This is a genomic window from Blautia stercoris, assembly GCF_054657695.1.
The window spans coordinates 1,581,882-1,601,917 of record NZ_BAAHYF010000001.1 but is presented as its reverse complement, the minus strand read 5'-3'; the positions used below and the strand labels follow the sequence as shown (position 1 = coordinate 1,601,917).

Sequence of the window (20,036 nt, the reverse complement as noted above, 5' to 3'; positions counted from 1 at the left end):
TTTTTCTTTCGTCTTACTTGTCGATGGATTCCCAGCGTCCGGAAGCTCCACATGGAAGCACCAGCCCGCTTTCGGTAACCGGAAGACCGATTTCCTGTGAATCTACTTTTCCGTTAAATTGTTTTAATTCGGTTGAAATCATATAAGTTAAAACAGCAGGAGCAAGTCCGGTTGTATAGGAGTTAATCAGGAAAAACAGAGGATTGTCACTTAAAAGTTTAGCACAGAGCTTTACTAATGGGTGAATTGCCTCTTCAATTTTCCAGATTTCTCCTTTTGGTCCTCGTCCATAAGATGGTGGATCCATGATAATGGCGTCGTAGTGATTTCCACGTCTGATTTCACGTTCTACAAATTTGACACAGTCATCAACCAGCCAGCGGATTGGTGCATCGCCGAGTCCGGAAGAAATGGCATTTTCTTTTGCCCAGGTGACCATGCCCTTTGAAGCATCCACATGGGTAACATGAGCACCGGCAGCAGCAGCGGCAAGAGTTGCCCCGCCCGTGTAGGCAAAGAGATTTAATACTTTAATCGGACGACCGGCATTTTTGATTTTTTCAGAAAACCAGTCCCAGTTTGCTGCCTGCTCCGGAAACAGTCCGGTATGTTTAAAACTGAATGGCTTTAAGTTGAAGGTTAAATTTTTATACTGAATGGTCCACTGCTTTGGCAGGTCGAAAAATTCCCATTCTCCGCCGCCTTTTTTACTGCGGTGGTAATGTGCATTCATTTTTTTCCATCCTTTGTGAGTTCTTGGAGTATCCCAGATGACCTGAGGGTCTGGACGAACCAGAAGATAATCGCCCCATCGCTCTAATTTTTCTCCATTTGAAGTATCAATGACTTCATAATCTTTCCATTGGTCTGCAATCCACATAGTGAAATCCTTTCTATTTATTAGTTAACTAAAAATATGATATGAGTGTCAAAAGGTATCAATTTTCTTCATATTCGTTAATTAGTATAGCAGAAGCGCAAAGTCGAGGCAATGCGCAAATCAAACAGAAATGAGTTATTCTTGAAAAAATGTCTGCATACATTGAGATAGAATGTATCATTGTTAAGATACGAACCTGCAAAAGGGAAGAAACTACCGACAGGTCAGTATGAAAAATCAGGAGGGCTTATGTACGAACAAATGGAATGTGGCGAAGTGTGTAAAAGATTTCATACAGATGAGAAAGCTGGACTGACGCAACAGGAAGCAGAGAAAAGGTTAAAGGCAGATGGGAAAAACCGATTAAAAAAAGTCAGGGAAGAGACAACGATAGACCGGATTCAAAAACAGTTAAATGACCCGATGATTTTTGTCCTTTTTATGGCAGCGTCTGTTTCTATTCTGCTTAGAGAATTTAGTGATACGGCAATTATTTTATTCGTGATTGGTTTAAATACGATGATAGGTGTAGTACAGGAGGGAAAAGCGAAAAAGGCGATGGATGCCTTAAAGAAAATGACAGCACCGGAAGCCACGGTAAAAAGAAATGGGACTTACCGAAAAATTCCGGCAGAAGAACTTGTAAAAGGCGATGTTGTAAAAGTGAAAGCCGGAGACCAGGTTCCGGCAGACATTCGTTTGTTTTTGTGTAAGGGAATTGAAGTAAATGAGTCGGCATTGACCGGAGAATCCACGGCAGTAAGGAAAGCCTGCGAGACGATGAAGCAGGAGGTTACAGCCTCTGAACAAAAAAATATGCTGTTTCTATCTACGGAAATTGTGAAGGGAAATGGAGAAGGAATTGTAGTTGCAACGGGGATGGAGACAGAGCTTGGAAAAATAGCCAAGATGATAAATGAACAGGAAAATGAAATGACACCGCTTCAAAAGAGATTGGGAGATCTGGGGAAAATCTTGAGTAAGGCGGCTGTTTTTTTATGTCTGTTACTTTTTTTGATGGGAGTGCTTCAACATAGAAATCTGTTACAGATGCTGTTGTTATCCATTTCTTTGGCAGTTGCAGCAATTCCGGAAGGACTTCCTGCGGTTGTAACGATTGTACTGGCACTTGGTGTGGCAAGAATGGCAAAAGCCAATACGATTATCCGTAAATTACCAGCTGTAGAAACACTTGGAGCGGTCAGTGTGGTTTGTTCTGATAAGACCGGAACGTTGACGGAAAATAAAATGAAAGTGTTGAAACTTTATGCGGAGGATAAAACCTTATCGGTTTCTCAGGTTCGACCAAGAGAATTTTCCCGTTTGATGCAGGGATTTTTGCTTTGTAATAATGCAGTAATCGGAAAGACGGAACTGGGGGATTCCACAGAACTTGCACTTCTTTCTATGGGAGAACAGATGGGGATATCGAGGGAGCGGTTGGAAGAACGTTATCCGAGATTGGAAGAAATTCCGTTTGATTCAGATAAAAAATACATGGTTACGCTGCATAAAGATCAGAGTCAAGTATGCGCTTATATAAAAGGTGCCTGTGATTATCTGTTGGAAGTCTGTAGTTTCTGGTGGATAGGAGGAAAGATAGAACCGCTTGGACAGATTCAGAAAATGAAAATCAGACGAGTAATGGAAGGGATGGCAGAAGAGGGACTTCGGGTGCTGGCACTGGCTTTTAAAGAACATGTATCAGACTGGAATGAAAGCAGTATTATGAAAAATCTGGTATTTGCAGGACTTGCCGGAATGATGGATGCGCCAAGAAAACAAGTAAACCAGTCAGTCTATCAATTAAAACGTGCAGGAGTTCAAGTCGTAATGATTACCGGTGACTATCAGGAAACGGCATTTTCAATCGCAAAAATGACCGGTATTGCAAGAAAAAGAGAGCAGTGTGTGACCGGAGAAGAATTAGATGCAATGAGTGATGCAGAATTTTCTTCTAAAATGAATGACATCCGTGTGTTTGCAAGGGTAACACCGGCACATAAAGTAAAAATTGTAAAAGAATTTAAGAAAAATGGAAAAATTGTGGCAATGACAGGAGATGGGGTAAACGATGCACCGTCCCTTCATGCAGCAGATATCGGAATTGCGATGGGCGCAAATGGAACAGATGTGGCTAAAAATGCGGCAGATTTGATTTTGGCAGATGACAATTTTTCCACGATTGAAAAAGCAGTGGAAGAGGGGCGCAGTATTTATGTCAATATTAAAAAGTCGATTTTATTTTTATTGTCCTCAAACTTTGGAGAAATTATGACGATGTTTGTGTCGATTGCATTTTCGATGCCATCGCCATTAAAAGCAAGCCATATTTTATGGGTGAATCTGATTACAGATTCCCTTCCGGCACTGGCGCTTGGTGTAGATAAAAATGATACCGGATTGTTGATGGCAAAGAAGCCAAGAGATGAGAAGGAAAGCCTGTTTGCGCATGGAGGATGGCTGCTTACGATTGGGTATGGGCTTTTGATTGGTGCGATTACTTTGTATGCGTTTCTGACAGGCGGACAGACTTATGCATTTACGGTGCTTGGAATTTCGCAGTTATTTCATGCAATCGGAATGAGGGATTGTGAGAAATCTATTTTTCAGATGAATCATCTGGAAAATCCGGTTATGATTTTTTCTTTTTTTACAGGGCTTGCACTTCAAGTGGCAGTGACAGAGATTCCGTGGCTGGTGGAAGCATTTCAGACCCGTCGCCTTTTGATGGGAGAATGGCTGTGGCTGTTGGGAATTTCGGCGGTTCCGCTTGCGGTACATGAAATAGTGGTGCTCATAAAACGATTAAAAAAAGGGTGACGGTGTAAATATGCAAGATTTTATATAAAAAATTGCATTTAAAACACAAAAATTCGTGTATAAGAGATAAAAAACGATGAAAATGCAAGAAAGACTTGACAATCAGTCATAAAGTAGCATACAATACTGCTTAGTAAGCCGAAGAAAAATGAATTGGATGGCAAATTGAAAAAATCAGGAGGAGAGCCATGACACCGTACAGAGAACTCAACAAAGAACAGCTGCAGGTGCTGAAAGCCCAGTTAGAAAAAGAATTTGAAGAAGTAAAAGCAAAAGGTTTAAACCTCGATATGTCCAGAGGAAAACCGTCAAAGAAACAGCTTGAACTTGCTATGGATATGCTTGAAGAATTAAAGAGCACAGATAAGCTGAAATGTGAAGCAGGAATTGACTGTCGTAACTATGGTTTGTTAGAAGGTATTCCGGAAGCAAGAAGACTTCTTGGAGCAATGACAGAGGTAACTCCTGATAAAATTATTATTTTTGGAAACTCCAGTCTGAATGTGATGTTTGATACCATTTCCCGTTCTATGACACATGGTGTCTGTGGAAATACTCCATGGTGTAAGTTAGACAAAGTAAAATTCTTATGTCCTGCACCAGGATATGACCGTCACTTTAAAATTACAGAATACTTTGGAATCGAAATGATTACTGTTCCGATGACTCCAACCGGTCCGGATATGGATATGGTAGAAAAACTGGTAAGTTCAGATGATGCAATCAAAGGAATCTGGTGTGTGCCGAAATATTCTAACCCACAGGGAATTACTTATTCAGAAGAGACTGTAAAACGCTTTGCAAGATTAAAACCTGCAGCACCGGACTTCCGTATCTTCTGGGATAACGCATACTGCATCCATCACTTATACGAGGAAAAAGATTTCTTATTAGAGATTTTGGAAGAATGTGAAAAAGTTGGAAATCCGGATCTTGCATATAAATTCCTTTCCACATCAAAGGTAAGTTTCCCAGGCTCCGGTATTGCAGCTGTAGCTGCTTCTCCTAGAAACTTGGAAGATATCAAAAAACACATGTCAATTCAGACAATTGGTCATGACAAAATTAATCAGTTAAGACATGTACGCTTCTTCAAAGATATCGATGGTATGCATGAACACATGAAGAAACACGCAGAAATCTTAAGACCGAAATTTGAAGCAGTGGAAAATACACTGGAAAAAGAAATCGGCGGACTTGGAATCGGTGAATGGACCAATCCAAAAGGCGGATATTTCATTTCCTTTGAATCAATGGAAGGATGTGCAAAGGCAATCGTTGCAAAAGCAGCGGAAGCCGGAGTGAAAATGACAGATGCCGGAGCAACTTATCCTTATGGAAAAGACCCGCATGATTCTAATATCCGTATTGCACCAAGTTTCCCGACCTTAGAAGAATTACAGACAGCAACAGAGATTTTTGTATTAAGCGTGAAATTAGTCAGTGTAGAAAAATTACTGGCAGAATAAGCATAAAAAAAGCCATTTGAACATTAAAAATAAAGGGCGGGATTCCAAAGAAAAGGAATCTCGCCTATTTTTGGATAAAAATCACAATTTGGTCACAGAATAGGGCTTTACTTTTTGGATAAAGATGAATTAGAATAAGGAATGCCTAAAAGAAAAATAAAAGAATCAAAGAAAAAGGGGTAGGAATATGGAACAGAATGAAAGTGGTAACAAAAAAACCGCAAAACCAAAGAAAATCATAATTGGTATTCTGATTGCATGCGTGGCAGTGCTTGCGATACTCTATGCGGCAGGAGCATTTTATTTTTCCAGTCATTTTCTCCCGGGTTCAAAGATAAATGGAGTAAATTGTTCTGGAAAGACACTTGAGAGCGTGGAAAATCATCTGGCAGATGAAATTTCTTCCTATGCGCTTACTATCAAAGAACGTGGAGATAATACAGAAACAATTTCTGCAGATAGGATAGGACTCAGCTATGTGGATGATGGAAAAGTGGAAAAACTTTTAAAAGGACAGAATTCATGGGGCTGGATTACTGCATTTACAAAAAAACATGAATATACAATGAGTGCAACCACCACGGTTGATGAAGAAAAATTAACGTCAGCAATTGATGGTTTAACTTGTCTTGCAGAAGAAAACATGCAGCAGCCGGTCGATGCACATTTGGAGGTCGGTGATAATGGGTACGAAATTGTTCCGGAAACAGAAGGAACCGCTCTGGATAAAGACAAGGTAACGGAGGTTATCACAAAGGCAGTCAAAGCCGGAGAGACAGAAGTAGACCTTGAAGCTTCTGACTGTTATTTAAAACCATCTGTTTATCAGGATGATAAAAATCTGATTGCGCAGAGAGACCAGAGCAATGCATTCTTAAAAGTAAAAATCACAATTGATTTTTCAGACCGTCAGGAAGTAGTAGACCAGAGTTTAATTAAAGACTGGGTTACAACAGATGAAAATGGAAATGCAGTCTTAGATGAAGCAAAAGTAAAAGCGTATGTGGTAGAACTTGCAAAGAAATATGATACCTTTGGTTATCCAAGACAGTTTAAGACCTCTACCGGTGAAACAATTACCGTAAGCGGGGGAGATTATGGCTGGCTGATGGCAAGAAATGATACCACGACAAAATTAATCGAGGCAATTAAAAGCGGAAAGTCTCAGACCATTGAACCGGAATATACATATAAGGGATACGTACGTGACACAAATGATATCGGAAATACTTATGTGGAAGTCAGCCTTTCTGCACAGCACATGTGGTTTTATAAAAATGGTCAATTACTTGTCGATACAGATGTCGTAACCGGAAATCATAATCTGGGGCATGACACCAAAACAGGTATTTATGCAATTATGTACAAAGAAAGAAATGCGACCTTAGTAGGGGAAGATTATTCCTCGCCGGTTAAATACTGGATGCCGTTTTATGCAAATGTTGGAATCCACGATGCAAGCTGGAGAACTACATTTGGTGGAAGCGAGTATTTAAATAACGGTTCTCATGGCTGTGTCAATACACCAGAAGCCAATGCAGAAAAGATTTTTAATAATATTGAAAAAGGTGTGCCGGTAGTGGTGTACTAAAACTTGAGAAGCTGTTGCTTTAGCGATGGAAAAATCGTGGAGTGACAGCTTCTTTTTGTATATATTAGTGTATGTATCAGGGGTGATAATTCTTTTGGAAGTGTTTTTTGTATTGCAGATTGTGTTTCAAATGCAGTGGAACATTGACAAAGAAAGAAAAATTGATTAGGATAAAGAAAACACAAAAATCAATGTGGGCTTTTATAAAGTTCATAATTAGAATAAAAGGGAGAAAACAAAATGAATATCGTAGTTTTAGCAGGGGGAAACAGTACAGAAAGAGATGTTTCTATTTCATCAGGAGAAGGCGTATGCAGTGCACTTCGTCAGAAAAATCATAAAGCTGTTTTAGTAGACGTATATTTTGGAAAAGAATCTTTTGGGAAAGAACTGTTTCCTGAAGTCTATGATGTAAAAGCAGAAGCAGACAGCATGAGAGAAATGAGTAAATTAGTGGAAGAAACAGGAAAGACCAGAAAAGAATTTTTTGGACCGAATGTACTTTCTATCTGTAAAGCAGCAGATATCGTATTTCTTGCCCTGCATGGAGCAAATGGAGAGGACGGAAAAGTACAGTCTGTCTTTGAGTTAATGGGAATTCCTTATACCGGAACCGGCCCGCTCAGCAGTGGAATGGCAATGGATAAAGGAATTACAAAAATGGTATTTGAAGCAAAAGGTGTTCCGACTCCAAAGGGCGTTACTTTAGCTAAAGGAAAGAGTGAAACAGCACTTTCTGCTTATGATATGAACTATCCGGTTATCGTAAAACCTTGTTGTGGCGGTTCCAGTGTAGGAGTCTGCATTGCAAATAATGATGCCGAATATGCTGACGCTTTAAAAGAAGCATTTTCTTATGAAGATGAAATCGTTGTCGAACAGTTTGTAAAAGGACGTGAGTTCTCTGTTGCAGTAGTAGAGGGAAAAGCTTACCCGATTATTGAGATTGCACCGCTTCAGGGATTCTATGATTATAAAAATAAATATAACGCAGGTTCAACTATCGAAACTTGTCCGGCCAAAATTACACCGGAACAGACCAGTCAGATGCAGACTTATGCAGAACTTGGTTACAAAGTATTAAATCTTCAGGCTTATGGCAGACTGGATTTTATCATGGATGAAACTGGCGCAATGTACTGCCTTGAAGCAAATACCCTTCCGGGAATGACACCAACCAGTCTGATTCCACAGGAAGCAAAAGTTCTTGGAATTGATTACCCGGAATTATGTGAAAAATTAATTGAAGTTTCTTTAAAGAAATACCAGTAGGCGGAGAAAAATTATGAAAAATCTTACGTTAGAACATATTGCACGGGCTTGTAATGGCAGTTATCATGGCAGTGAAGCACAGGCAAAACAGGAAGTGCAGAGTATTTTTACAGACAGTAGAAAAGCGGCAAAAGGCGGTTTATTTGTGCCGATTAAAGGGGCAAGAGTAGATGCGCATGATTTTATTGATCAGGTCATGGAAGCAGGAGCACTTGCAACCCTAAGTGAAAAAGACCTTGGGGAGACAAACTTTCCATACATTAAAGTAGAATCCTCCTTACAGGCAGTAAAAGACATTGCGGAATTTTATTTAAAACAGTTAGAGATTCCGGTTGTCGGAATTACCGGAAGCGTTGGAAAAACAAGTACGAAAGAAATGATTGCAGCAGTACTTGGACAGAAATATAATGTGTTAAAGACACAGGGAAACTTTAACAATGAACTGGGACTTCCACTTACCGTATTTGGACTTCGTGCGGAACATCAGATAGCAGTCCTTGAGATGGGAATCAGTGACTTTGGAGAAATGCACAGACTGGCAAAAATTGCACGTCCGGATACCTGCGTGATTACAAATATTGGTCTTTGTCATCTTGAATTCTTAAAATCAAGAGATGGAATTTTAAAAGCCAAAACAGAGATTTTTGATTTCTTAAAAGAAGACGGGCATGTCATCTTAAACGGAGACGATGACAAATTAGTGACCGTTACCGATGTCAAAGGAATCAAGCCGGTATTCTTTGGTGTGGAAAATAAAAACGGAATCTGGGCCGATGAAATTGAGAGCAGAGGCTTAAAAGGAATTGAATGTCGGATTCATGTAAAAGATGAAAGTTTTAAAGTGCTCGTTCCGATTCCGGGACGCCACATGGTTTATAATGCCCTTGCAGGAACAGCAGTTGGTTTAACTTATGGTTTAACCTTAGACGAAATCAAGGCTGGAATTGAGAGCTTACAGTCCTTAAGCGGACGCTTCCATATCTTGGAAAATGAGAAGAAAAATATTATGGTTATTGATGACTGCTACAATGCAAATCCGGTTTCTATGAAAGCTTCCCTTGAAGTGCTTCAGGATGCACTCGGACGAAAAGTTGCCCTGCTTGGAGATATGGGAGAACTTGGAAAAAATGAAGTGGAAATGCATCGTGAAGTCGGAAGATTTGCTGCCGAAAAAGACATTGATGTGATTGTGTGTACAGGAACATTATGTAAAGAAATGGCAGAAGCGGCAAAAGAAGTTTCAAACGGAAAAAAAGTATTATACTTTGAAAACAGAGAAGCATTAGAAGATGCACTGGATGAATTAATTTTGCCAGGTGACAGTATTTTAGTAAAAGCATCTCACTTTATGCAGTTTGAGAAAATTGTAAAGAAATTAGCGGAATAATAAAGAAGAAGTTTAAGTTTATTGCTTTTGCGAATAGAAAAATGATGGTACATCTGATAAAATGAAACTATAGAAAAGTACAACGATAGTTTCGATTTGTATGCTGATTAGGTAAGGAGGTATCATCATGAAAAAAACAATTTATGTATGTATTTCTGCTGTTTTGTTAATGTGTTTGATTGCACTTATCACTTATTATATTCCGGACTTAAAAATCAAGATGCTTGTATCTTTTCTTGTTGTGTTGGCAGGAATTTGTATGATTAGAATGGGTATCATTCAGAAAAAACGTTAATTGCATAGTAATATAAAATGGGCTGATATATCGAGTAGTTTGATATGCCAGCCCATTCTTTTATTCCTCATGCGCCACAATATTTTGCAGCCACACTCCTTTTTTAACCAAAATAAATCCAATGACACATTTAATAATATCTCCCAACTGTACCAGCGTATAGATTCCAATAACCGGAAGTGCCGTAAAACGGCTTAACGTAAATGCAATCGTTACACTCACACACCAGATAAATACACTGTCAAACAAGAAGGTGATAATCGTCTTTCCGCCTGAACGAAGGGTAAAATATGAAGCATGCAGAAATGCATTTTGTGGCATGAAAATTGCGGTGATCATGATAAAGTATTTTGCCAGTTCCCTTGCTTCTGCATTGGTGTTATAAAGCAATGGGAAGAATGGTGCGAGTATCAGCATCACAAGTGCCACGCAGGTACAGCAAAATACGGAAAAGGCAATCATCTTGGTATCGGTTTCTCTTGCCTTTTTCATTTCTCCTGCTCCAAGCAGCTGTCCGACTACAATTGCGACAGAATCTCCCAGTGCAATAAATACAATATTAAAGACATTGTTAATTGTATTGGAAATATTTAAACCGGCTACGACATTCAATCCACGAACCGAATAACATTGCGTCAGCATTGCCATTCCTGCTGCCCATAATGCCTCATTAAATAATAGCGGTGTTCCTTTTATCAAGATTTTCTTTGTCATATAAGCCGGTACTTTTAAGGTACGATAAAGTCCATCGATATAAGGGTTTTTCTCTTTATGGCGGTGCGTCCAGCTGATAACGATAATGGCTTCTACATATCGAGAAAGTACGGTTGCAATCGCAGCACCTCTTACTCCAAGAACCGGAGCTCCAAATTTTCCATAGATTAAAATATAGTTAAATAATAAATTAATTAAAACGGCTGTAATTCCCGCTTTCATCGGTACAACCGTTTCGCCACATTCACGAAGGGTACTTGCGTAAACCTGTACCATCATAAATGGCGGAAGTCCGACAAGCATAATCCACAAATACTGTTTTCCATACAGTAAAGTTGCAGCTGCATTTTCCCTTGCACCTTCTCCATGCAGATACAGCTCAATCAGCCGGTCTCCACCAACTAAAAAAATAACAATGGTTGATACCGTAAGAATCAGTGCCATCCATAACTTGTAGCGGAAGGTATTTCTGACGCCCTCCTGGTCTTTTTGTCCAAAATACTGGGCGGTAAAGATACCTGCTCCGGATACACCTCCAAAGATGCAGAGATTGTATACAAAAATAAGCTGATTGACAATCGCTGCGCCTGACATCTGTTCTGTTCCGATTCGTCCAATCATGATATTGTCTAACAGACTGACAAAGTTTGTGATTCCATTTTGAATCATAATCGGAACAGCAATCAGCAGAATCATCTTATAGAACTTCTTATCCCCGATTAACTTTGAGGCGAGGCCCTGTTTTTTTACTGCTTTCTCTCCCATAATTTCTCCTTTCTCCTAATTCCCATCCAACATACAGTGCGAAAGCTGTAAGGGATAGAATACTACACAAACACAATTTTTTCAATTGTTTTTTTCGACAATCTTTTTTGCCGTTTTTTGGCTTGCTATCCAAAAGCTTTTTGCTTATAATATCTCTTGAATATTAATAATATACCATACGGTATAGAAAGGCGGTTTTTATGATACGTTTTATTTGCGTATGTATCGTAGTCATCGGTTATCTGATTTTATCCATTCCGATTCTGCTTGTAGAATGGGTCATTGGAAAATTCAACAAACGTGCAAAAGACATCAGTTCTCTTCGCATTATCCAGGCAGTCTTTCGTTTTATTTTGAAAATTACCGGAGCAGATATTACGGTAAAAGGACATGAAAATGTTCCGGCAGATACAGCAGTCCTTTATATCGGAAATCACAGAAGTTTCTTTGATATTCTGCTGACTTATGTACTCTGCCCCGATGTCACCGGTTATGTTGCAAAGAAAGAAATGGAATCCATTCCTCTGTTATCAATATGGATGCGTTATCTTCATTGTCTCTTCCTTGACCGTAAAAATATTAAAGAGGGAATGAAAACAATTCTTTTGGCAATAGAAGAAATGAAAAAGGGGATTTCTATCTGCATTTTCCCGGAAGGAACAAGAAATCGAAATGAAAGCGAACTCGACCTGCTTCCGTTCCATGAAGGAAGTTTTAAGATTGCAACCAAGGCTGGATGTCCAATTGTACCGATTGCCATTCACAATTCAGCCGGAATTTTTGAAGCGCAGTTTCCGAAAATGCGACCGGCAAAAGTAATAGTAGAATATGGCGAGCCGATTTATCCGGATAAACTGGATAAAGAAGAGAAAAGACATATTGGTGCGTATACGCAGAATGTGATTTTGGAAATGTTAAAAGAAATGAATCAATGAAAATGATAAGATTATCAAGAAAAAACTCTGGCTAAAAGGTCAGGGTTCTTTTTTTTTGTTCTTTGGCATACATTATTGGTAAGTCAGCGAAGGAAGGGCAAAATGAGGCAAAAAATCCATACAGGAGTGTTATTGTGGTCGGTTGTTATCATTTTATTAGCGCTATCCGGCTGTTCGATTGAAAAAGTAAGTGCACAAAAACAGGATAAAATCGAATACACCATTTTAAAAGAGGCGGAATTTCCGGAAAAAGTGCAGGAGTTGATAGAGGAAAATAAAACAAAAGAGTTTCAACTTACTTATCAGGAACAGGGAAATTTGTATCTGATAAAGGGGTATGGAGAGCAGAAAACAGGCGGTTACAGTATCCGGATTGAGGATGTTTCTCTTTGGGAGAATGCCATACATGTACAGACTATGCTGATTGGACCCAAAGAAGAAAATTTAAAAGACGAACCGTCCTATCCGTATCTGGTTATTCGGATGGAATACAGGGATGAACCGGTTATTTTTGAGTAAAGTAAAAGCAGAAATGATAAAAAGAGATAGAAAAGAGGGTATAATGTGGAACTGATTACAAAACGAGTACATACAATGCGGACGAAATGCGAAGCGGTAAGTCAGGTTACGTTTGATGAAGATTTGAATGTACCGGATGTAAAACCGGATGTGGGACGTATGATACAAAAGAAAGGAGAAATCCAGATAGACGAAATGCAGGTATCAGACGGGCATGTCTTTTTTAACGGAGCACTATTGGTGGCTCTTTTGTATGTCAGTGACAGTATGGAACGAAAGATCCAAAGTCTGCTCGGCACACTGCCGATTGCAGAAACCATGCATTTGGAAGATTTGCAAAGTGGGCAGAAAGTAAAACTTGAATGGGAACTTGAGGACTTGAGTGTCCAGCTGATTCATTCCAGAAAATTAAATATTAAGGCATTGATTACATTTACTGCAAGGGTGGAAGAACTTGAAGAAATTCTTCTGCCGGCAGGAGTAGAAACCCCTGAGATTTCCCAGAAAAAAGAAGAAATTCCGGTAATGGGAATCTGTATACATAAAAAAGACACCATGCGGGTAAAAGAAGAAATTTCCCTTGCTTCGAATAAGCCTAATATTCATGAACTTTTATGGGATACTGTTGAAATAAGAGGTGTGGACATTCGTGCAAAAAGTGATAGAATTGCAGTAAAGGGAGAACTATTTTTATTTGTACTTTACCGGGGAGAAGATGATAACTACTCTCTTCAATGGCTCGAACATTCCATTCCGTTTTCGGAAGAAATTGAGTGTGCAGGCTGTGCAGAAAGCATGGTGCCGGATGTTGATGTTTTGCTTGCGCATAGTGAATTGAAAATCCGAACAGACAGCGATGGAGAAGAGCGAGTGCTTGCAGTTGAAGCGATGCTGGAACTTGAAATCCGAATTTATGAGGAAGAAGAGGTTTCTCTTTTACTGGATGTGTATACTCCGGCAAAGGAACTTCGGGTGGTCTGTAAGCCGGCAAAATTAGAATGCCTTTTAGTAAAAAATTTTTCAAAATGCAGAGTAGGAGAACGTCTTAAGACAAGTGAAAATCAGGGGAAAATTCTGCAAATCTGTCACAGTGACGGAATGGTAAAGGTGGACAATACTCAGATTATGGAGAATGGAATAGAAATAGAGGGTATTGTTACGGTTAAGATTTTATATATTATCAGTGATGACGAAATGCCGTTTTATTCGATGGATGCAATGATTCCATTTTCACATATTGTGGAAGCACAGGGAATAGGAAAAGAATGTGTTTATCATCTGCATACGGACTTGGAACAGCTTTCTACAACGATGATTGACAGTGACGAAATAGAAGTAAAGATTGTATTGAATCTAAATGCGTTGGTGATGAAACAAAGGGAACGACCGTTGATTTATGAAATTGAAGAACAGGAACTGGACAGAGAAAAACTGCAAAGTATGCCTGGGATTGTGGGATATCAGGTACAGCCTCAGGATACGATGTGGGATATTGCAAAGAAGTTTTATACGACAACAGAAGAGATTATCCGTCTGAATCATCTGGAGTCAGAAGAACTTCATCCATTTGATACGTTGATACTTGTAAAATCAGTTGAGAGTAAATAAGAAATTTTCCTATTGAAAACGACCAAAAGATGGGCTAGAATGAATGTAGAATGTTTAAAAAAGAATACAATGTACAAAGAAATATACAGGAGAAGAAAATGAGATTAAGAGCGTTGGCAAAAATTAATCTGGGATTGGATGTAATCGGGAAACGTGAAGATGGATACCATGAAGTTCGTATGATTATGCAGACAATCAACATGTATGACCAACTGGAGATTGAAAAAAAAGACGAACCAGGAATTTCCATTACAACGAATCTTCCATTTATTCCGACAGATGAAAGAAATTTAGTTTATAAAGCAGCAAAACTCTTGATGGATGAATTTGATATTCAGGAGGGAATCACAGTCGAGCTGCAGAAATTTATTCCGGTGGCAGCAGGAATGGCAGGAGGCAGTTCAGATGCTGCAGCGACCATGATTGGAATGAATCGTCTGTTTAATCTGGGGCTTACTGTAAAAGAGATGATGAAACGTGCTGTGGCAATTGGAGCGGATGTACCATATTGTCTGCTTCGCGGAACCGCACTTGCAGAGGGAATCGGAGAGCAGTTAAGACCTCTTCCGCCATGCCCGAACTGCTACGTACTGATTGGAAAACCGGCGATCAGTGTTTCAACTAAGATGGTTTATGAAAAATTAGATTCTGCCCAAATTGAGCATCATCCGGATATCGATCGGATACTGGAGGGGCTTCAGTGGCATAATTTAAATAAAATATCCGAATATATGGGAAATGTGCTTGAGAAAGTTACAATTGCACAGTATCCGATAATTGAAGAAATCAAAAACCACATGAAAGAACACGGAGCCGTAAATGCAATGATGAGCGGAAGCGGACCGACGGTATTTGGTTTATTTGATGATAAAGACACAGCAGAGCATGCATGCGAGGCGCTTAGAGAAAGCAAAATTGCAAAGACTGTATTTTTGACAACAGTATTTAACAACGGAGGACACTAATAAGATGGATTTAGAAATGCATATGGATGAATACCTGCCTCTTAGGGATGTGGTTTTTAATACATTAAGAAAAGCGATTTTAAAAGGAGATTTAAAACCTGGAGAACGACTGATGGAAATTGCACTTGCAGAAAAGCTGGGGGTAAGTCGTACTCCGATTCGAGAGGCAATTCGAAAACTTGAGCTTGAAGGTTTGGTTGTGATGGCACCGAGAAAAGGTGCAAAAGTTGCTTCTATTACAGAACGTGATTTAAATGATGTGCTTGAAGTAAGAAAAGGAATGGAAGAACTTGCAATTCGCCTTGCATGTGAGCGGATTACACCGGAACAATTAGATGAACTTGACAAGGTAGAAAAGAAGTTTTTAAATCTGATTGACAGCGAAAACTTAACGGAACTGGCTGAAGTAGACGTAGAATTTCATGATGTTATTTATGCGGCAACCAATAATAAACGTTTGATTCAGCTTTTGAATAATTTAAGAGAGCAGATGTACCGTTATCGAATTGAGTATTTAAAAGACAGTGCGGTAAGAAGGCAGCTTGCAAAAGAGCATAAAGCTATTTGTGAGGCACTTCGTACGCATGACAGAGAAAGTGCACTGCGTTATGTTTATGTGCATATTGATAATCAGCAAAAGGCAATTATCAGAAGTCTGAATGAAGAAAAAGAAGAATAAAAACTAAAAAAATGGAAATGTTAAAAGAGATGCCAAAAGAACGGCATCTCTTTTTATTGTGCAAAAAATATATTCTATAAAATATCGGGGGAATATGATTTATGAGCCATTCTATCCGTATTTCACCAAAGATAAAAGAAAATGAATCCTGTTTTCGAGAAGTATTCAAAGACTGTGCGGATATTTTGTTCCATACGATGGAACTTGGTCGGGGAAAAACAGTCGACTGTTTTGTGATTTATCTTGAAGTAGCGGTTAGCAATATGATTCTCGAAAAATCCGTACTTGGAAAATTCATCAATGAACTGTGCAAGGTATCTGGAGATGAGATTTTAGAGCGGGTTGAAAAAAATGCATTGGGAATTTCAGATGCAGTACAGCTGGATACGGTAGAAGATGTGGTCGCAGGAGTATTTGCCGGAGATGCCGTATTTTTTATAGATGGATATGCGCATGCTGTTAAGATTTCAGAAAAAGGATATCCTTCGATGGGAGTATCCGAGGCAGACAGAGAGAAAGTACTGCGGGGTTCAAAAGAGGGATTTACCGATTCCGTTAAAACCAATTCGGCACTCATCAGAAAACGAATCCGAAATCCGGGAATGAAAGTCAAAGAGCAGACAATTGGAAGACGCAGTCAGACAAAAATTCAGATTCTTTATATCGAAGGACTGGCAAGGAGTGAGATTTTAGAAGAACTCGAGGCGAAACTTTCTGATTTTGAAATTGACGGTGTGCTTGACAGTGGAGTGATTGAGCAGCTGACAAAAGAAAACTGGCTGTCGCCGTTTCCTCAGTTTCAGACAACGGAACGACCGGATAAATGTGCGATGGAACTGCTAAATGGAAGGGTCGTCCTGCTTGTGGATAACTCGCCGGTTGGTCTTTTAATTCCGGCGGTGTTTAATGATTTTTTGCAGGTGAGTGAAGATGAATATCAGACCTTTGAACTTGCAACATTTTTAAGAGTGCTACGGTATCTGGCAGTTGGTTGTGCAATGTTGTTTTCGGGACTTTATCTGGCGGTTACGGATTTTCATACACAGGTATTGCCGACGAATCTGATTTTATCTTTTGCAAAGGCCAGAAGGGGTGTGCCGTTTCCGGGTCTGATAGAGACATTATTTATGGAGATTGCATTTGAAAGTGTCAGAGAAGCGGGGGTGCGTGCGCCGGGACCGCTTGGAGGTACAATAGGAATCGTAGGAGGGCTGATCATCGGGCAGGCAGCAGTTTCCGCAAATCTGGTCAGTCCGGTGGTGGTAGTGGTTGTGGCAATTACGGCACTTTCTGCCCTTGCAATTCCAAATGAGGAATTTTCTGCACCGTTTCGACTGTTAAAATTTGGCTTTATTTTTCTTGGCGGAACACTTGGAATGTTTGGAATTCTTTTGGGACTCTATATGCTTTTAAGCCATATTGCCGAGCTGAAAAGCTTTGGAGTGCCTTATCTTGCACCTTATGCCGGAACGCAAAGAGCGGGATACAGGGGAAAAGAAAATGGAATCTGGATGCTTCCGGCAAGATTTCGGACAAGACGCCCGCTGTATGCAAAAGAAAGTCAGAAAATTAAGCTTAGAATGAAAACATCAGATGAAGAGGAAAGAAAAAAATGAAATATACAGAAAATGAAACAATATCGCAAAAACAGCTTTTTTCTCAGGCAAGTGTTTCCATGCTGGGCTTAAGCCTGATGGCAGTTCCGGAATTTATGAGATTTTCGTTGAAGACGATGATATTTGGACTGGTTTTAACAGGATTATTTTTCTGGGTGCAAAGTATTTATTTTGTTCGTATCTGCCCATGCTATGCCAGACTTTGCACTTCGTTTGGAAATTGGGTGGGAAAACTGTTTGGATTTATCTATGTATCTTACCTGTGGTTCAGTCAGGTCGTGCTGTTATGTTTGATAGCAGACCTTGCCAATTATTATTTTATAGAACGCATCGACAAAAGCTGGCTGATTCTTTTAACAGGTATCGTTTGTGCAATAGGAATGTATCAAAATGTTGAGAAAAGAGGCAGAATCGGAGAAATCATTCTGCCGGTAATTTTATTTTTTATTCTTTTTATGTTATTTCTTGCTTTCCGGGATTTCTCATTTGAGGAAATTATCAGGGAGAGCCGGAGAAAAATGACGCTAAGAGAGCTGGCAGAGGCATTTTATAAAATTGTATGTCTGTTTTTGCCAGTGTACTTTTTTCCGTTTATCTTAAATCAGACGAAGCGAAATACATCGGCAAAGAAAAGCATGAATGGAAGTATCTGTCTGAATCTTGGAATTTTACTTTTGGCTCTGTTCCTGCTTTTAGGACTGCTTGGAAGAGAAGGGTATATGCATAAAAAATATCCGATGATTGATTTAATGTCAGGAGTGAACCTGTCAGGAGATTTCTTTCAACGTTCGGATCTCTTTTGGAGTGGAAGCCTGTTGTTTTGTCTGTTTTATTTATGTGGAAGTATCTTCTTTTATCAGCATGAACTTTTAAAACGCTGTAGATTAGAACGAGGCACAGGGATAGCATATGCCAGTGCGGTGTTATTCTCAGTGTTTGCAGGAAAACTTGGATTTTCATTTGAAATATATCGTACGCTGGTTCGGTATGGGTATGGGATTGTGTTTCCGGTCTTGATACTCGCAGCAGGAATCTGGTATAAACGAAGAAAGATGGGAAGGCGGGAGCAGATTCATGAAGAAAATACAGATAAATAAAATACGTTGTATTTTGGCGGTGTTACTCGCTATTGTTACAGCAGTTTTTCTGAATGGCTGTGGAATCCTGCTTGAGGATAGAACGTTTGCACTCTCTTTATCTGTGGATTACAAAGAGGGTGAATATCTGGTCTGGTATGGCATTTCAGATTTATACGATGAGGTGAGTGAGAAAGAAGAAAGCGGTGAGGTGAACGAAAAATCGGAAACCGGATCGAAAGGCATAAGCATGGAAGAAGCAAGAAATAAATTTTTGGCAAGTCAGGAAAATGAGCTGGATATGGGACATTTAAAAGCATTGATTTTGGGGAAAGGAATTTTAGAAAATCAAATTGCTTATGAGGGACTTTTAAATCATCTTGAAGCACAGCCGGCGGTGGCATCCAATGTATCAGTTTTTTTCTGCAATGAAATAGAAACTCTGATGAAAACAGAAAGACAGCAAGAGATTCCACTGGGAGTGTATCTGACTAAAAAGCCGAAGAATCAGTCAAAAAAAACGGTCTTTCCACCTGTAAAACTTCAGGAGCTTTACAGGCTTTGGTATAATCAGAAAAAGCAGCCGAGCCTTCCGGAAATAAAAATTTTGCAGGAAAAAATTGTTGTACAGAATAAACCAGAAAAATAAAGTCGATACTTTGTCTGTAGAGAGAATCAAAACAAGAAAAGTAAAAACAGAAAATGAAAAACAAAATAAATCAAAAAGGCAGGCAAGGTATGAAAAATGTGAGAAAAAAGAGCGAAAACATCAGATGGAAATTATGGATATTGTCAGCCGGAATTGCACTTTTGCTGATGGCTGGCGGTGTCCGAATACATAAGTTAAAAGAAGAAAAATATGAACTTCAAAATCGGTTAGAAAGAGAAGTACAGCAGAACATTGCAAAGGAAGTGCTTCGGTTTCATGTGATTGCAAACAGTGATACAAAAGAGGATCAGAAATTAAAAATGCAGGTCAAGACAGAGCTGTTAGAATATATGAATGGATTTTTAAAAGAATCCGATGGATTAGAGGAGACAAAAGAAATCGTGCTGGGACATCTTACAGAGATTAAGCAGACTGCAAAAGAAATTGTGGAAGAAAGTGGTTATGAGTATCGAGTGGAAGCCAAAATGGAGAAATGTGAGTTCCCTGAGAAAGTTTACGGAAACTGTACGTTTCCAAAAGGAGAATACGAGACATTGACAGTTACGATTGGAGCTGGAAAGGGGCATAACTGGTGGTGTGTACTTTATCCGAGTCTGTGCTTTATCAATGATTCTTATGGTGTGGTGGCAGATGAAAAAATAGAAGAATTAAAAAAAGTTTTGACAGAAGAAGAGTTTATTTCCATCTGGAATAATCCTGAAGAACGAAAAAAAGTACGGATTTCATGGAAATGGTTTTAAGATGTAGCTTGCAATCCGTAATCAATAAGGGT

General features: G+C 39.3%; 17 protein-coding genes. 15 read left to right on the top strand and 2 right to left on the bottom strand.

Features of this window, described 5'->3' with window-relative positions:
- Positions 1–13: 13 nt before the first annotated feature.
- A complete protein-coding gene (locus ACYQ2D_RS07720) occupies positions 14–880 on the bottom strand; it encodes a class I SAM-dependent methyltransferase (RefSeq protein ID WP_459785046.1) in 867 nt (288 codons plus the stop codon).
- Between the two features lie 249 nt (positions 881–1,129).
- Between ACYQ2D_RS07720 and ACYQ2D_RS07715 the strand changes: the two genes are divergently transcribed.
- From ACYQ2D_RS07715 to ACYQ2D_RS07690, 6 genes are all read left to right on the top strand, one after another.
- The gene (locus tag ACYQ2D_RS07715) at positions 1,130–3,703 is read left to right on the top strand and encodes a cation-translocating P-type ATPase (protein WP_117456951.1); all 2,574 of its coding nucleotides are present in this window, start codon (positions 1,130–1,132) and stop codon (positions 3,701–3,703) included.
- Between the two features lie 188 nt (positions 3,704–3,891).
- Positions 3,892–5,172 (top strand): aspartate aminotransferase type Ic, encoded by a 1,281-nt coding sequence (locus ACYQ2D_RS07710; protein WP_117456950.1) that lies wholly within the window; start codon positions 3,892–3,894, stop codon positions 5,170–5,172.
- Positions 5,173–5,359: 187 nt separating this feature from the next.
- Complete coding sequence (locus ACYQ2D_RS07705; RefSeq protein ID WP_459785044.1) at positions 5,360–6,763, top strand: L,D-transpeptidase family protein; 1,404 nt, start codon at positions 5,360–5,362, stop codon at positions 6,761–6,763.
- Positions 6,764–7,003: 240 nt separating this feature from the next.
- On the top strand, positions 7,004–8,035 hold the full coding sequence (locus ACYQ2D_RS07700; protein WP_459785043.1) for a D-alanine--D-alanine ligase family protein: 1,032 nt from the start codon (positions 7,004–7,006) through the stop codon (positions 8,033–8,035).
- A gap of 13 nt (positions 8,036–8,048) precedes the next feature.
- The gene (locus tag ACYQ2D_RS07695; protein ID WP_117456947.1) at positions 8,049–9,422 is read left to right on the top strand and encodes a UDP-N-acetylmuramoyl-tripeptide--D-alanyl-D-alanine ligase; all 1,374 of its coding nucleotides are present in this window, start codon (positions 8,049–8,051) and stop codon (positions 9,420–9,422) included.
- Between the two features lie 127 nt (positions 9,423–9,549).
- A complete protein-coding gene (locus tag ACYQ2D_RS07690; RefSeq protein ID WP_372555140.1) occupies positions 9,550–9,717 on the top strand; it encodes a hypothetical protein in 168 nt (55 codons plus the stop codon).
- 60 nt (positions 9,718–9,777) lie between these two features.
- Here the strand turns inward: ACYQ2D_RS07690 and ACYQ2D_RS07685 are convergent, their stop codons facing one another.
- Positions 9,778–11,196: an MATE family efflux transporter gene (locus ACYQ2D_RS07685; protein WP_459785041.1), complete on the bottom strand. Its 1,419-nt coding sequence runs from the start codon at positions 11,194–11,196 to the stop codon at positions 9,778–9,780.
- A gap of 200 nt (positions 11,197–11,396) precedes the next feature.
- Between ACYQ2D_RS07685 and ACYQ2D_RS07680 the strand changes: the two genes are divergently transcribed.
- The 9 genes from ACYQ2D_RS07680 (at position 11,397) to spoIIR (ending at position 20,004) form a co-directional block, all read left to right on the top strand.
- Positions 11,397–12,131: a lysophospholipid acyltransferase family protein gene (locus tag ACYQ2D_RS07680; protein ID WP_459785040.1), complete on the top strand. Its 735-nt coding sequence runs from the start codon at positions 11,397–11,399 to the stop codon at positions 12,129–12,131.
- A 102-nt stretch (positions 12,132–12,233) separates the two neighbouring features.
- Complete coding sequence (locus ACYQ2D_RS07675; RefSeq protein ID WP_118701392.1) at positions 12,234–12,650, top strand: protease complex subunit PrcB family protein; 417 nt, start codon at positions 12,234–12,236, stop codon at positions 12,648–12,650.
- Positions 12,651–12,695: 45 nt separating this feature from the next.
- Positions 12,696–14,258 (top strand): DUF3794 and LysM peptidoglycan-binding domain-containing protein, encoded by a 1,563-nt coding sequence (locus ACYQ2D_RS07670; protein ID WP_459785039.1) that lies wholly within the window; start codon positions 12,696–12,698, stop codon positions 14,256–14,258.
- A gap of 50 nt (positions 14,259–14,308) precedes the next feature.
- Entirely contained in the window at positions 14,309–15,223 is a 915-nt protein-coding gene (ispE, locus tag ACYQ2D_RS07665; RefSeq protein ID WP_117456942.1) for a 4-(cytidine 5'-diphospho)-2-C-methyl-D-erythritol kinase, read from the top strand.
- 4 nt (positions 15,224–15,227) lie between these two features.
- On the top strand, positions 15,228–15,902 hold the full coding sequence (locus ACYQ2D_RS07660) for a GntR family transcriptional regulator (RefSeq protein ID WP_459785038.1): 675 nt from the start codon (positions 15,228–15,230) through the stop codon (positions 15,900–15,902).
- 101 nt (positions 15,903–16,003) lie between these two features.
- The gene (locus tag ACYQ2D_RS07655; protein ID WP_459785037.1) at positions 16,004–17,518 is read left to right on the top strand and encodes a spore germination protein; all 1,515 of its coding nucleotides are present in this window, start codon (positions 16,004–16,006) and stop codon (positions 17,516–17,518) included.
- A complete protein-coding gene (locus ACYQ2D_RS07650; protein ID WP_118701395.1) occupies positions 17,515–18,615 on the top strand; it encodes a GerAB/ArcD/ProY family transporter in 1,101 nt (366 codons plus the stop codon). The genes ACYQ2D_RS07655 and ACYQ2D_RS07650 overlap by 4 nt, the downstream gene beginning before the upstream one ends.
- Positions 18,593–19,243, top strand: coding sequence for a Ger(x)C family spore germination protein (locus ACYQ2D_RS07645; protein ID WP_117456938.1), 651 nt, complete (start codon positions 18,593–18,595; stop codon positions 19,241–19,243). Before ACYQ2D_RS07650 ends, ACYQ2D_RS07645 begins: the two co-directional genes overlap by 23 nt.
- A gap of 89 nt (positions 19,244–19,332) precedes the next feature.
- Entirely contained in the window at positions 19,333–20,004 is a 672-nt protein-coding gene (spoIIR, locus tag ACYQ2D_RS07640; RefSeq protein WP_118701396.1) for a stage II sporulation protein R, read from the top strand.
- Positions 20,005–20,036: the final 32 nt, after the last annotated feature.

Bases quoted from the DNA above. Each gene is read 5' to 3' on its own strand.
- ACYQ2D_RS07720 (WP_459785046.1), bottom strand. From the start codon at position 880: ATGTGGATTGCAGACCAATGGAAAGATTATGAAGTCATTGATACTTCA.
- ACYQ2D_RS07715 (WP_117456951.1), top strand. From the start codon at position 1,130: ATGTACGAACAAATGGAATGTGGCGAAGTGTGTAAAAGATTTCATACA.
- ACYQ2D_RS07710 (WP_117456950.1), top strand. From the start codon at position 3,892: ATGACACCGTACAGAGAACTCAACAAAGAACAGCTGCAGGTGCTGAAA.
- ACYQ2D_RS07705 (WP_459785044.1), top strand. From the start codon at position 5,360: ATGGAACAGAATGAAAGTGGTAACAAAAAAACCGCAAAACCAAAGAAA.
- ACYQ2D_RS07700 (WP_459785043.1), top strand. From the start codon at position 7,004: ATGAATATCGTAGTTTTAGCAGGGGGAAACAGTACAGAAAGAGATGTT.
- ACYQ2D_RS07695 (WP_117456947.1), top strand. From the start codon at position 8,049: ATGAAAAATCTTACGTTAGAACATATTGCACGGGCTTGTAATGGCAGT.
- ACYQ2D_RS07690 (WP_372555140.1), top strand. From the start codon at position 9,550: ATGAAAAAAACAATTTATGTATGTATTTCTGCTGTTTTGTTAATGTGT.
- ACYQ2D_RS07685 (WP_459785041.1), bottom strand. From the start codon at position 11,196: ATGGGAGAGAAAGCAGTAAAAAAACAGGGCCTCGCCTCAAAGTTAATC.
- ACYQ2D_RS07680 (WP_459785040.1), top strand. From the start codon at position 11,397: ATGATACGTTTTATTTGCGTATGTATCGTAGTCATCGGTTATCTGATT.
- ACYQ2D_RS07675 (WP_118701392.1), top strand. From the start codon at position 12,234: ATGAGGCAAAAAATCCATACAGGAGTGTTATTGTGGTCGGTTGTTATC.
- ispE (WP_117456942.1), top strand. From the start codon at position 14,309: ATGTTTAAAAAAGAATACAATGTACAAAGAAATATACAGGAGAAGAAA.
- ACYQ2D_RS07660 (WP_459785038.1), top strand. From the start codon at position 15,228: ATGGATTTAGAAATGCATATGGATGAATACCTGCCTCTTAGGGATGTG.
- ACYQ2D_RS07655 (WP_459785037.1), top strand. From the start codon at position 16,004: ATGAGCCATTCTATCCGTATTTCACCAAAGATAAAAGAAAATGAATCC.
- ACYQ2D_RS07650 (WP_118701395.1), top strand. From the start codon at position 17,515: ATGAAATATACAGAAAATGAAACAATATCGCAAAAACAGCTTTTTTCT.
- ACYQ2D_RS07645 (WP_117456938.1), top strand. From the start codon at position 18,593: ATGAAGAAAATACAGATAAATAAAATACGTTGTATTTTGGCGGTGTTA.
- spoIIR (WP_118701396.1), top strand. From the start codon at position 19,333: ATGAAAAATGTGAGAAAAAAGAGCGAAAACATCAGATGGAAATTATGG.